Source organism: Treponema sp. OMZ 906, assembly GCF_024181185.1.
Taxonomy (GTDB): Bacteria; Spirochaetota; Spirochaetia; order Treponematales; family Treponemataceae; genus Treponema.
Genome location: NZ_CP051196.1, coordinates 2,151,752 through 2,165,000, shown reverse-complemented (window position 1 = coordinate 2,165,000; position 13,249 = coordinate 2,151,752). Strand labels below are relative to the sequence as shown.

The window sequence follows — 13,249 nt, the reverse complement described above, 5'->3', positions numbered from 1 at the left end:
TTTCTTGACAGTAGATATTCTTCGGTGTAAGCTATTAGTATAGTTCACCTCAATTGTTTTTTTGAGGGATCGTTTAGAAGGAGATTGCAGATATGCTGAAGATGCCGGCGTCAAATAAACCGGTTGATCCGCTTTTAGTGTTTACCATTATATTTACAATGGTTTCGCTGATTGTGTTTGCCGTTATCCCATTAGTAAAAGTACTCATTCAAAGTTTTATTTCGTATGAAGGTGTCGTTTCCTTTGATGCATATCTCCGTGCGTTTACGTCGGAAGAAAATTTTAAGGCACTCAGTCATAGTTTGACGCTTGGGGCAGCGAGCGGCATCCTTTCTACTGCTATCGGTTTTTTGTTTGCCTACAGTGCCGCTTATGTCCACATGCGCTGGAAGCGGCTTTTCAACCTGATTGCCATGCTTCCGATTGTTTCGCCGCCTTTTGCCATCGCATTGTCGATTATCTTGTTGTTCGGCAGCAGGGGGCTGATTTCTTACACGCTGCTCGGTTTACAGGATGTGAATATCTACGGATTCCGCGGGCTTTTGTTTGCACAAACGCTCTCGTACTTTCCTATTGCATACTTGCTTTTAAACGGAGTGCTCGGTTCGATTGATCCTTCAATTGAAGAAGCAGCCCGCAATATGGGTGCTTCACGGGGCAAGACCTTTCTTCACGTTACGTTGCCGCTTTGCTTACCCGGTATTGCGAACGCATTTTTGCTGGTATTTATCAAATCGGTTGCCGACTTCGGGAACCCCATCACCATCGGCGGCAACTATCAGACCTTAGCGACACAAATTTACTATCAGGCAATCGGTAATTATGATATGCAGGGCGGCGCAGCGGTGGCTATTTTATTGCTGCTGATTTCGATCGGTCTTTTTGCGCTTAGTAAGCTCTGGGTAGAAAAGAAAACCTTTGTTACCATTACCGGCAAGGCGGCACGCGGACGAGTGCTGATTGATGAAAAACATATCGCAGCGCCCATCAATGCAGGCTGCTATTTTATTTCGTTCATCGTTATCGGCTTGTATATCCTCATTCCACTCGTTTCGTTTGTTAAACTATGGGGTATCAATTATACGTTCACCCTTGAACATTACCGGTATGCATTCGGTATCGGTATGAAGAGTCTTCGTGACTCAACGCTGATGGCGGCGCTTGCGACTCCGGTTACCGGTATATTGGCAATGGTTATCGCCTTTTTAACGGTACGTAAGCGGTTTGTCGGTAGAAAAGCAATGGAATTGATTTCAATGCTCGGTATGACGGTGCCGGGTACGGTCATGGGAATCGGCTATGTGCTGTCCTTTAATACTCCGCCGCTTGTGCTTACCGGTACAATGCTCATCATCGTGCTGTCGTATGTGTTCCGCTATCTTCCCGTCGGCGTACAATCGGGCGTAACCTCGTTAAAGCAGATTGATCCTTCCATAGAAGAAGCAGCGGCTGATTTAGGCGCGAACTCGTTTACGACATTTACAACCGTTACACTGCCGCTCATTAAAACTGCATTTTTCGGCGGACTCGTCTACACTTTTGTAAAGAGTATGACATCGATCAGCGCCGTTATCTTTTTGGTATCGGCACGGTACAAGCTTTTGACGGTTTCCATTCTCGATCAGGTAGACTCGGGAAAATTCGGCGTCGCTTCGGCCTTATCAACGATGCTGATTGTCGTTGTATATATTGCAATTGCAATCCTCTACCGGCTGATACGGCTGCTCGGCGTAAATAAAAAAGACATTAAATTGACATAATGGGTATCTCTAAAAGCTCGGTTAGTTTTTAGAGATACCCTTGTTCACACAATGAGGTAACGATATGGTAAAGAATGAGAAATCTCAACCGGTACGGTTAGAGCACATTGTAAAAGAATATGTTTCTCCCGATAAGTCGGTGTTCCGCGCAGTCAATGATATTGATCTTACCATCAATGCAGGCGAATTCGTAACGCTGCTTGGTCCTTCCGGCTGCGGAAAAACCACTACGCTGCGGATGATCGCAGGTTTTGAAACGCCGACGTCAGGCGATATGTTTCTGGGGACTGAGCGGATTAACACGTTAACACCCGATAAGCGCGATACGGCGATGGTGTTCCAATCGTATGCGCTGTTTCCCCATTATGATGTGTTCAATAACATTTCATACGGATTGAGGCTCCGTAAATTATCTAAAGAAGAAATCAGCCGGAAGGTCGGAGCGATGATTGAGCTGGTCGGACTAACCGGTATGGAAAGCCGCTTCCCGACGCAGATATCCGGCGGACAGCAGCAGCGTGTGGCACTTGCCCGCGCCCTCATTATGGAACCTGCTGTAATGCTGTTTGATGAACCGCTGTCCAACCTCGATGCAAAGCTGCGCGTAAATATGCGTACCGAAATCCGCAAGATTCAGCGGAAGCTCGGCGTTACGAGTATCTATGTAACCCACGATCAAGCGGAAGCAATGGCGCTTTCCGACCGTATCATCATTATGAATAAGGGGAAGATAGAGCAGGTAGGCACTCCTCAAGAAGTATATCTGCGTCCGGCTTCCGTTTTTGTCGCCGACTTTATCGGGCGGGCAAACTTTATCAAGGGCGAGGTAAAGGGACGCGATGAACACGGACTTGCCGTTGAACTGTACGGTACGGTGTTGCACATAAAAAATTATGCGGATAAACAATTCACCGTAGGCGACACGGTAACGGCAGTGGTGCGCCCCGAATCCGTAACGGTCGGTACGGAAGGGCAGTTTGAAGGCGATATCGTGATGTCCGCTTTTATGGGCGCGCACCAAGAGTACCGAGTTAAACTCGGCGATACCGTACTGGATGCCGAACAACTTAACCCGATGGGCGGTAAATTGTTTGCGGAAAATGAGCATGTATCTATCCGTCTGCATGAGGATAGCATATATATAGTAGATTAGGACACCTCTAAAAAACTCAAGCCGGATTTTCAGAGGTTCCCATTAATGAGGAGGTCTATATGAAAAGGATGTGCAGTATGATGCTTGCGGCAATCGCTGCGGCAGGGATGCTCTTTGCCATGGGCGGGCAAGCGGAGCAGGGAAATGGAAAACCGAAACATTTGACGATGTATGTCGGTTATGTTGAAGAATACGGTATGAAGGTTGCAGCAGAGTTTGAAAAAGCGACCGGTATTCATGTCGATTTTGTACGCATGAGCGCAGGCGAAGCCTTGGGTCGAATCCGTGCCGAAAAAGCAAACCCGAAAGCAAGCGTATGGTACGGCGGGTCTGCCGATTCGTTCATCACTGCAAAGGGTGAGGGATTATTGGAAGCATACGTTTCGCCGTCTGCCGCAAAAATTGCACCGAACTTTAAAGATGCGGAAGGTTATTGGACAGGGCTTACTGTAGGCTATCTCGGTTTTATCTGCGACAAACGCTGGTTTGAAGATCACCCCGGTGTCGCCTATCCTGAATCGTGGGACGACTTATTAAAGCCTGAATTTAAAGGACAGATTATCGTATCGAATCCCGGTTCCGCTTCTACCGGTTATTTGTTGCTTTCAACAATGGTACAGATGCGGGGAGAAAAAGAAGGTATTCAGTATATGAAGGCGTTGAACGGTCAAGTTAAGCAGTATACTAAAAGCGGTGAAGCGCCGTCTCGTTCGGCTGCGCTCGGTGAATGCGCTGTCGGCATTACCTTTTTGCACAACGGTATCCGGCTGATGAAACAAGGTTATACCAACATTCATCTTTCCGTTCCGAAAGACGGCACCAGCTACGAGGTGGGTTCCGTTGCCATGATCAAAGGCGCTCCGGAGGCTGAAGCTGCCAAGATATTCATCGACTGGTGTATGACTCCCGCATGCCTCGAAATCGGTCAGAAATACACCGACTCCTATCACTTTCTGACCAATCCCGATGCGCATACTCCCGATGAAGCTGTTGCATTACGCGATACCAAACTCATCAAATATGATTTTATCTGGTCGGGTCAAAACAAGAACCGCCTACTTGAAGCATGGAACAACGCAATTAAGTCAAAGTAGAACAAGACGGTTATTAAATCATTGTGCATAAAATGCGGTCTGTGTTTATAGCAGATCGCATTAAATTTATAAAAGATAAAAATATTTCATACGGCTCGTTTTTCTTCAAGTCGCTGTAACATAAGCATACTATTTCAGAGGGACGTTTTGTTTTCGCAATATCTGCCGGAACTTACAATGTAAGGGCTGAGAGGTTTTTTATTTGTGCGGAGAGTTTAATACCCGCCGTCCTCGGCAATGCTCTGTGTTGGAGGTATTGATTGGTCAAGTTCGGGTATCGTTATTGTTTAGTCATCCTTTATATGAATGTCGAGTTGCTGGAAGGGTACGATTATATTTTCCTGTTTAAGCTTTTCATCTATTTCGATGAATAATGAATTACGTAAATTTCCAAAGTCTCCGATTTTTGTCCATGTCATAAGCGTAAAATCAATACTTGAACTTGAAAAGCTTGTCCAAAGAATTGAAGGCGCCGGATCATCAAGAGTGAATGCATTGTTTTTTGCAACGGCTAATAGAATTTGTTCCGTTCTTCTTAAATCAGTACCATAAGCGACGGACAATTCCGTCTTTACACGCCGATACGGAAACTGTGAGTAATTAATCAGGTTTGCTTTTATGATGGTCTCATTCGGAATTCTGACATATTGGCTGTCAAATGTTTTGAGAATAACCGACAATAAATTAATTGCTTGCACAGTGCCTATTGTCCCGTTTACTTCGATAGTGTCGTTTATTTTAAATGCCCGTTCGGTTATAACAAAGAGTCCGGAAATAATATTTGATATTGAAGTTTGTGCTGCAAAGCCAATAGCAACGCCGGCAATTCCCGCAGCTCCAAGTATTGCACTGATATCTATGCCTAAACGATGAAAGGCTGTTAACACCATGACAGTAAAACCCGCGTATCGGATAATCTTATTGATTACATGCTGTATTTGCAGTGAACATTTTTTTACTGTGATTTTTTTTACGATGGAATTAACTACTCTAAAGAAGAGAGAGAGAACAAAAAGAATTACAATAAATTGTGTAATACTCCATATTTTTGCAGTGAGTATTTCGTTTGTTTCGGTAGTAAAAAAGCCGGTGAAATTTTCGATAACATTGCTTATACTGGTCATAGGTGAGAGCTTAGCATAATTATAAAAAACAATAAAGGTATTAAAATTGTGAAATGATAGGAATACTTTAACTAATTTGTACAACTATTGGATGGGTTCTTTTTCCCATACCACCTACACACCACCGCAACGGCAAACAGGAACGATAAAAAATCGGAAACCGGCTGCAACAGGTAGATCCCGGTTTTTCCGTATAGGGCAGGTAAAACATATAAGAGCGGCACATAAAAAAAGCCTTGCCGTGAAATTGATATCAGGAGCGCTGAAAAATAATTGCCGATATTCTGCATGAACATACTGCTGACGGCAAAAGCGCCGAGCAACGGCAGCGAGAAGCATTGCATCCTGAGTATCTTAATTCCGGTAGATACAACTTCATCATCGTTTGACATCATCTGCATACATTGTTCGGCAAAGATGTATAAGATTATTGAGGCGATTGTTAAAAAAACGGTACCCACGGCAACGGTAGTAATAAAAGCTCTTTTTACTCTGGAGTATTTTTTTGCGCCGTAATTCATTGCACAAATCGGTTGAAACCCCTGTCCCCAGCCGATCATAATCATAAAAGCCAATGCGACAACTTTTGAACTTATCGTCAAAGCAGCAATCATACTTTCACCGTAGTGCGCTGCCGTAACATTGAGCAGCACCAATGCGGCACCGGTAATTGCCTGCCGCGAAAAATTAGGCAGACCGCCCGCAAGAATATGATACATGCGCGCCTTGTTGCATTGTACTTTTTTTAGATTGAACGAAATACTCTCGTGTCGTTTTGCTAAGAGCGTCAACACAATGCACCCGATTATCTGGCCGATGAGCGTTGCATAGCCTGCACCGATAAACCCCATGTTAAGCGGAAACATCAGCAGCGGATCCAGCGCCATATTGCTCAACATTCCGGAAAGTAAGCCGATCATTCCATCGCGTACATTCCCGCACAGGCGCAGCTGATTATACACGGTTATTGCGTATAAACTGAACGGAATGCTGATGATAATGATCTTTAAGTACTGCACTGTAAAGGTGAGTACATCCTGCGATGCACTACCGCCGATCAGTTTTGCAAGCGGTACAACAAAAATATATGCTGCGATTGCGATTACGATGCCGGTTACGATTGCAATGACAATACCTATTGAAGAAAAAATTTCCGCTTCCGCATAGTCTTTTGCGCCGATTTTTTTTGACATTACATTACCGCTGCCGTAGCCGTACCAAAAACCGATTGCTTGAATAACACTGACAAAACTAAATACCACACCGATTGCCGCAATCATTGAGCTGTTGTGTAATTGTCCGACAAAAAAGGTATCGGTTAAATTATATATAACGCTGATCAACATGCCGATTATTGTCGGAATTGACATTTTGACCAATAGCGGAAAAATCGGTTTTGTTAAAATGTTAAACCGTCTTTGTTCTTTTGAATCCATCTCAACAGCTCCGCACTTCACCGGTATTGCCGTTAACGGTGATGAGGTCGCCGTCCTTGAATTTGGTGGTGGCAAAACCGACGCCTAATACTGCCGGTATATTAAACTCCCGTGCAACAATCGCAGCATGGCTGAGTGCAGAGCCGGTATCCGCAACGACAGCGCTTGCAAGTTTAAAAAGCGGTGTCCATTCAGGATCGGTGAGATGACAGACAAGCACATCTCCTTTTTGCATCTTATAAAATTCTTTAGGTGTGCGGATAAGGCGCACCGTTCCTACAGCAGTTCCCGGGCTTCCGCTCACCCCTTTCAGCACATCGCCCTTTGAATTGAACACCAGTAATTTTGAAGCTTCCCAAACCTTTTCCGCAAGTGGAAATTTTTCATTCCGCCTTGCGATCTTTTCTTTATAAACATCACTGATATATCCGGCTTTCAATACTTCCATTAACTCACGGTGAAAGAGATTTGCAATTCCATGTTTATAATCTCCGCTATTTAATAGAAGAATATTTATCCGCTTTACACACTGCCTAACATAATAAAAGAGTGTTTCCCATAAATACTGCGATTCTTCTCGAACGACATGGAAGTATCGGAAGTGCTGTATGTCTTGTTCTATACGCGGATATTTGTTTCCATAAATATGCTTTAATTGCTGTATTAAATTCGTATAATTTTTATTCTTATTATCATCGGAATCCTGATCGGTTGTATCAGAGGTGTTTAATAACGGGCGTATAATATTGACAAGCCTATTGGGATCTTCAATAAACGTTTTTGCTTCGATGCAATAGCAGTTGTAATCAGACTTAAAACCGTTGCATTTGATAAAATCATCCGCAAGCTTTTTAAATACAGGAAAATCGATACATAATGTTTTAAAGCTCTCTCCGGATAATATAGCTTCCGTTAGAGCTGTGTTTTTCCGTATCGTATCCGCCATGCGTGAAATATCATTGGTAACGACAGCTGTTTTATTATTGAGTTCCCAATAAAAATCAAAGGCGGAGTAGTTCGTATCTACACGTTTGATTATTTTGGTGAATTTTTTGCTCATTAAAAAAGATGGAAATAAGGCATATTTAAATCTATCGTATGTAAGTTTTTCTGTCAGCGCATAACTCTGTTCCATAAATACAGTACATTCGGCTAACGTCATATTTTCGAAATCTAAGGTTTTAATATGTGCTATCTCTTGTTCATACTGAGTCATAAAATTTTTACATACGTCCGAACAATAGCCAAAATTTTTGAGCATCCGTATGATTTTAAAGATATGAAAAATACGCAGAGTAAACCCTTTTTTATTTTCCGGAAGTGTCTGAATACCATCGTCATCAATTGTAGGATTCGAATTAAAAACAATACCGCCCTCTGCGAATATCCGTGCTTTTTGGTCGTTAATTGCTATCATATAATCAAAGTCCAACGCGCGGTAGGCAAACGGCATTTTTTCAAACTGAAAAGCCATATTTTCTTTCATCATTTTTGATAATGGCCTTTTTGAGATATATTTTTGAATAAGCTTCTCATCATCATTGTTTTTTAAGGTTGTTATTGCGCGTGCTTGCAAAATATATATTTCGTTCTTTTGTATTGCCCATTCAATATCCATCGGCATACCGTAGTGTTTTTCTATTTTTAATGCAGCGCTCACTAGAGCTGCAATCTCAGTATCATTCAATGCCCGCGCTGTTCTTTTTTCCTCGCTTACCGATTCTTCTTTTGTGTTTTTATCCGCATAGACAATTTGCGTTTCTTTAGTTCCGATAGTTACTTCCAGTACATCTCCTGATTTATTTACAATATAACTATCTGCCGTCACCCGGCCGCTTACCACACTTTCTCCCAATCCGTAACTTGCGTTGATCTGCATTTCATCTTTGTTTTGTGTTACCGGATTGACGGTAAACAGAACGCCCGCTTTTTCACTTTCTACCATTTCTTGAATGACAACGGCAATCGCTACAGCGCTTTGATTATACCCTTGGTTAAACCGGTAACTTACCGCTCGCTCTCCCCATAGTGAAGCATAGCAATGGCGTATTTGAATCAGTACATCTTCTATCCCTTGCACATTTAAATACGTTTCCTGCTGGCCTGCAAAACTCGCATCAGGTAAATCTTCCGCTGTTGCCGATGAGCGAACCGCAACCCTCGCAGCTTCTCCGAGTTCCGCATATTTATTCCGTATCTCTTTTTCCAATTGAGCGGGAAAATGTCCTACTATGATTTTTTCTCGAAATACTCCTGCTGCGGATAACAATGCCTGTTCATCCGTTTGCGCCTCTGTAAGAACACGCAAGATAATTTCATCTATGTTATTTTCTTTGAGAAATTCCCGATACGCATCTGCGGTAATCACAAATCCCTTAGGAACCGGTATTCCCGCAGCAGTCATCTCACCAAGGTTTGCTCCCTTACCGCCTGCAATGAGTACATCATCTTTATGTATCTGTGTAAAATCAGCTATCCGCATTGTATTCAACTCCTTTAAGGAAAACGCGCACAGTATTTTCGGTGCAGTTTCTATTCCTTTTTTCTTTTAAGCGGTTCCATTCATGCCGCTATACTTCTATATACTTATTCACAATTCCGGAGATAAATGTTTGCAGTACATCGTTAAAATACGATTTATCAAATTGATAACACTGAGAACACAAAACCGAACTTCCGATAAATGCGCTCATTAAGCCTTTTTTATCAACCCTTTTTACCGCATTATTTTGTTCCCAATATTGTATCAGCTTTGCTAAAAAATCTTGATACAGTATTTCGATTTTATGCACTTCATTTTGCCCCTTTACGTCAAATAGCTTAAACGCATCCTGATAAATAGGCTGACTTTGAATTTTTGTCATAAGATCAATCGAAGATTTGTATATCATGTCCGTGAGAAATGCTGCCGGGTCGGTAAGCGAAGTTGAAAACTTTTTTTCACTATTGCGTAGTTTCTGATTTGACCGGTACACAATGAGTTCGATAATCAATGCATCCTTATCCTTCCAAAAATGATAAAAACTTCCCTGCGCAATACCGACCCGCTTTGTCAATTCGGCTATACTTAACGATTTTGTGCCCTTATCGTGAAATAAATCGAGCGCGGTTTCCATAAGCGCTTCTTTTATTTTTATTCGTTCTTCTTCGGTAAATGCTTTCGGCATACTGCATCCTTCGTTCATACGGAGCGTTTAATACCTCGTCACAGTGTTTCGGGATTACTCACTCGTCTCTATGTTTGTGAATATTTTATCATTTATTCATTGCTAATATAGCAAAAGACTTCGTGCATGTCAATGAATATTTTGCTTTATATTTATTGATTGATATAGGGAAGGGGAACGCCTATGGGATACCGGGTACTTATCCGTATGGAAGCCGGAAAGGAGGAAAAGTGCGTAGACGATGATTGATGTCACCTCTCGCATATTAAATCTAAAGGAAACTGGGGCTTTATTTTAGGCGTTTTTTGTGATACGCTATATTTGTGTTTAAAGCTGGGCATCCCTGAAGAACAACTGAGCCTTTCGAGATGTCTATGAGGCGCTTTTCACCGGCGTTGCCGGCGGCAGCACCGCCCGGAATATCCCTTCTCGGGCGGTAAGTGTTACAAAATGGTATGTATAGGAGCTTCACTATGAAGAAAATCGGTGTTGTAGGTGCAGGCACGATGGGGCAGGGGATTGCCGCATCATTTGCTTCGAACGGGTATCAGGTTACGGTGTGCGACATAAAGATCGAATGGGCACAGTCGGGAATAGATAAGATTGCGGCAAATTATGACAAATTGGCCGCAAAGGGCAAGATAACCGCAGAAGCGGTTGCCTCCATCAAAGGCAATTTAAAGACCGGCGTATACAAAGATTTAGCCGATAGCGACTTAATTGTCGAAGCTATATTGGAGACCGCCGAAGCTAAAAAAACGCTCTTTACCGAGTTGGATGGTATTTGTAAAGAATCAGTCATTTTCGCGACGAATACATCTTCCCTGTCTGTTACCGAAATTGCGAAGGGCATTAAGCACCCTGTTATTGGAATGCACTTTTTTAATCCTGCCGATAGAATGAAGTTGGTAGAAGTTATTTCAGGAGTCAACACGCCTGTCGAAGTAAAAAATACGATTATAGAAACGGCAAAGAGTTTGGGAAAAACACCCGTTGAGGTACAAGAAGGACCCGGTTTTGTTGTAAACCGGATCCTCATTCCTATGATTAACGAAGCCGCTTTTATTCTGCAGGAAGGTATTGCGACTGCTGAACATATCGATACGGCAATGCAGCTCGGCGCAAATCATCCGATGGGGCCGCTTGCACTCGGCGATTTAATCGGTCTTGATGTCGTGTTGGCGATTATGGACGTATTGTATCGTGAAACGGGCGACAGCAAATATCGCTGCTGTACGCTTATCCGTAAGATGGTACGGGGTGGATTACTCGGACGTAAAACCGGGAAAGGCTTTTTTGACTATTCAAAGTAAAAGCGGAGGTATGACAGATGAATACGGTACTGTTCCATATAGACGGACATATTGCGACAATCACCATTAATAAACCGCAGGTTTTAAATGCGCTCAGCACCGAGGTGTTGACCGACCTTAATCATGCATTGGATGAGGTTGAAAAAGCTGAAAACATTTATGCAGTGATTATTACCGGCGCCGGAGAAAAGAGTTTTGTAGCGGGCGCCGATATTTCGGAAATGAAAGATAAAAATAAGGCACAGGCAGCAGAATACGGTGCCTTTGGGAACAAGGTGTTTTTGCATATTGAAAACTTCCCGTGCCCTGTTATTGCTGCAGTGAACGGCTTTGCTTTGGGCGGCGGTTGCGAACTTGCGATGGCATGCGATATTCGTATTGCCTCGGAAACCGCCCGCTTTGCGCAGCCCGAAACAGGCTTGGGTATTACGCCGGGATTTGGCGGTACGCAGCGGCTCGCACGACTTGTCGGGGCGGGGCGTGCAAAAGAGCTGATCTACACCTGCCGCACGATAAAAGCGGAGGAAGCGCTTGCAATCGGTCTTGTTAATAAAGTAACAAAACCGGAAGCCTTAATGCAGGAAACGCTCGCCATGGCGCAAACCATTTGCCAAAAAGCTCCCTTTGCAATAAAACAGGCAAAAGCAGCCATCAATAAAGGCCTGCAGGTAAGTATCGACAAAGCGCTTGCCATTGAAACGGAAGAATTTGCTCAATGCTTTACAACGGAAGACCAAAAAATGGCTATGAACGCTTTTGTCAAAAAAGAAAAAATCGAAAAGTTCAATAACCGCTAGGAATGGTCATGGATTACAGTACGTTATACAAACAAAAGCTGACTACAGCGGAAAAAGCAGCTCAGGCGGTCAAGTCGGGCGATTGGCTCGATTACGGATGGGGCAATAACACCACAGTCGCATTCGATAAAGCATTTGCCGCCCGGCTGCCTGAGCTTGAAGATATCAATATCAGAGGCGGTGTTTTGTTGCGAGAGCCGGAAATCTTTAAAATAAAAGCTCCTGCGGCTCACTTTACGTGGAATTCTTGGCACATGTCAGGGTATGAACGTAAAACCATCGTCGCCGGATTCGGCTTTTATATACCGCTCCGCTATTCGGAGTTGCCGCGCTGGTATTACGAAAATATTAAGCACCTCAACGTAGCGGTTTTCCAAACGACCCCGATGGACAAAGACGGTTTTTTCAATTTCGGTTTGAATGCCTCTCACCTCAAAGCAGTTACGGATTGTGCGGATATCGTCATCGTAGAAGTCAACACTAATATGCCGAACTGTATAAACGGCGTCGATGATAAGATTCACATTTCCGATGTCGATATGATCATCGAAGGGGATAATCCGCCGATAGATGAGCTTGTCGATAAAGGCGAACCCACCGAGGTCGATAAGGCCGTCGCACAGCTCATTATCGAAGAAATTCCGAACGGAGCGTGCTTGCAGCTTGGTATCGGCGGTATGCCTAATACGCTCGGTGCGATGATTGCAAAGTCCGATTTAAAAGACCTCGGCGTGCACACGGAAATGTATGTCGATGCTTTTGTCGATATTGCAAAAGCAGGAAAAATTACCGGCACAAAGAAAGCGATCGATCCGGGGAGGCAGGTGTTTGCTTTTGCGGCAGGAACAAAAAAGCTCTACGACTATGTGCATAACAATCCTGCATGTATGGCGGCTCCCGTTTCCTACACGAACGATGCACGGGTTATTTCACAGATCGATAACTTTATGTCCATCAATAACGCAGTGGATATTGACTTATTCGGTCAGGTGAATGCCGAAACATCGGGAACAAAACATATTTCGGGAGCGGGCGGACAGCTTGACTTCGTATTGGGCGCATATTTATCCAAAGGCGGTAAGAGCTTTATCTGCTGTTCGTCAACCTTTAAGGACAAGAATGGAACACTGTCTTCCCGTATCCGCCCGACACTTGAACCCGGTTCCGTCGTTACCGACACGCGGGCGAATGTCCATTGGTTCGTTACCGAATACGGAAAGGTCAACTTAAAGGGCTTACCGGCATGGCAGCGGGCGGAAGCCTTAATTTCGGTCGCGCACCCCGATTTTAGAGATTCGCTCATTGCCGAAGCGGAAAAACTTCATATATGGAAGCGCTCCAATAAACGATAGCCATTCTCCTGCGTAGGGATGTCGAGAAAGTAAACTAACTTTTGCGACATCCT

Annotated in this window: 10 protein-coding genes; 6 read left to right on the top strand and 4 right to left on the bottom strand. The window is 43.7% G+C overall.

The annotated features are described in order from the left end of the window. Positions 1-92 precede the first annotated feature (92 nt). The 3 genes from E4N69_RS09730 (at position 93) to E4N69_RS09720 (ending at position 4,007) form a co-directional block, all read left to right on the top strand. Positions 93-1,760 carry an ABC transporter permease gene (locus tag E4N69_RS09730; protein ID WP_162664116.1) on the top strand — a complete coding sequence of 556 codons (1,668 nt, stop codon included), beginning with the start codon at positions 93-95 and terminating at the stop codon, positions 1,758-1,760. A gap of 64 nt (positions 1,761-1,824) precedes the next feature. Beyond that, positions 1,825-2,913, top strand: coding sequence for an ABC transporter ATP-binding protein (locus E4N69_RS09725; RefSeq protein WP_253823688.1), 1,089 nt, complete (start codon positions 1,825-1,827; stop codon positions 2,911-2,913). 59 nt (positions 2,914-2,972) lie between these two features. After that, the gene (locus tag E4N69_RS09720; protein WP_253823687.1) at positions 2,973-4,007 is read left to right on the top strand and encodes an ABC transporter substrate-binding protein; all 1,035 of its coding nucleotides are present in this window, start codon (positions 2,973-2,975) and stop codon (positions 4,005-4,007) included. A 287-nt stretch (positions 4,008-4,294) separates the two neighbouring features. Here the strand turns inward: E4N69_RS09720 and E4N69_RS09715 are convergent, their stop codons facing one another. From E4N69_RS09715 to E4N69_RS09700, 4 genes are all read right to left on the bottom strand, one after another. Further along, the gene (locus E4N69_RS09715; RefSeq protein WP_253823686.1) at positions 4,295-5,131 is read right to left on the bottom strand and encodes a mechanosensitive ion channel family protein; all 837 of its coding nucleotides are present in this window, start codon (positions 5,129-5,131) and stop codon (positions 4,295-4,297) included. A 71-nt stretch (positions 5,132-5,202) separates the two neighbouring features. Further along, positions 5,203-6,567 carry an MATE family efflux transporter gene (locus E4N69_RS09710; protein ID WP_253823685.1) on the bottom strand — a complete coding sequence of 455 codons (1,365 nt, stop codon included), beginning with the start codon at positions 6,565-6,567 and terminating at the stop codon, positions 5,203-5,205. Position 6,568: 1 nt separating this feature from the next. Then, positions 6,569-9,049: a PEP/pyruvate-binding domain-containing protein gene (locus tag E4N69_RS09705; RefSeq protein ID WP_253823684.1), complete on the bottom strand. Its 2,481-nt coding sequence runs from the start codon at positions 9,047-9,049 to the stop codon at positions 6,569-6,571. 88 nt (positions 9,050-9,137) lie between these two features. Beyond that, entirely contained in the window at positions 9,138-9,734 is a 597-nt protein-coding gene (locus tag E4N69_RS09700; RefSeq protein ID WP_253823683.1) for a TetR/AcrR family transcriptional regulator, read from the bottom strand. A gap of 473 nt (positions 9,735-10,207) precedes the next feature. Here E4N69_RS09700 and E4N69_RS09695 point away from each other — a divergent pair, with 473 nt between their 5' ends. Genes E4N69_RS09695 through E4N69_RS09685 form a run of 3 tightly spaced genes read left to right on the top strand, consistent with a single transcriptional unit; the run spans position 10,208 to position 13,196 of the window. Next, positions 10,208-11,047 (top strand): 3-hydroxyacyl-CoA dehydrogenase family protein, encoded by an 840-nt coding sequence (locus E4N69_RS09695; protein WP_253714220.1) that lies wholly within the window; start codon positions 10,208-10,210, stop codon positions 11,045-11,047. A 17-nt stretch (positions 11,048-11,064) separates the two neighbouring features. After that, positions 11,065-11,844, top strand: coding sequence for a short-chain-enoyl-CoA hydratase (locus E4N69_RS09690; protein ID WP_162664108.1), 780 nt, complete (start codon positions 11,065-11,067; stop codon positions 11,842-11,844). An 8-nt stretch (positions 11,845-11,852) separates the two neighbouring features. Continuing rightward, complete coding sequence (locus E4N69_RS09685; RefSeq protein WP_253823682.1) at positions 11,853-13,196, top strand: butyryl-CoA:acetate CoA-transferase; 1,344 nt, start codon at positions 11,853-11,855, stop codon at positions 13,194-13,196. Positions 13,197-13,249: the final 53 nt, after the last annotated feature.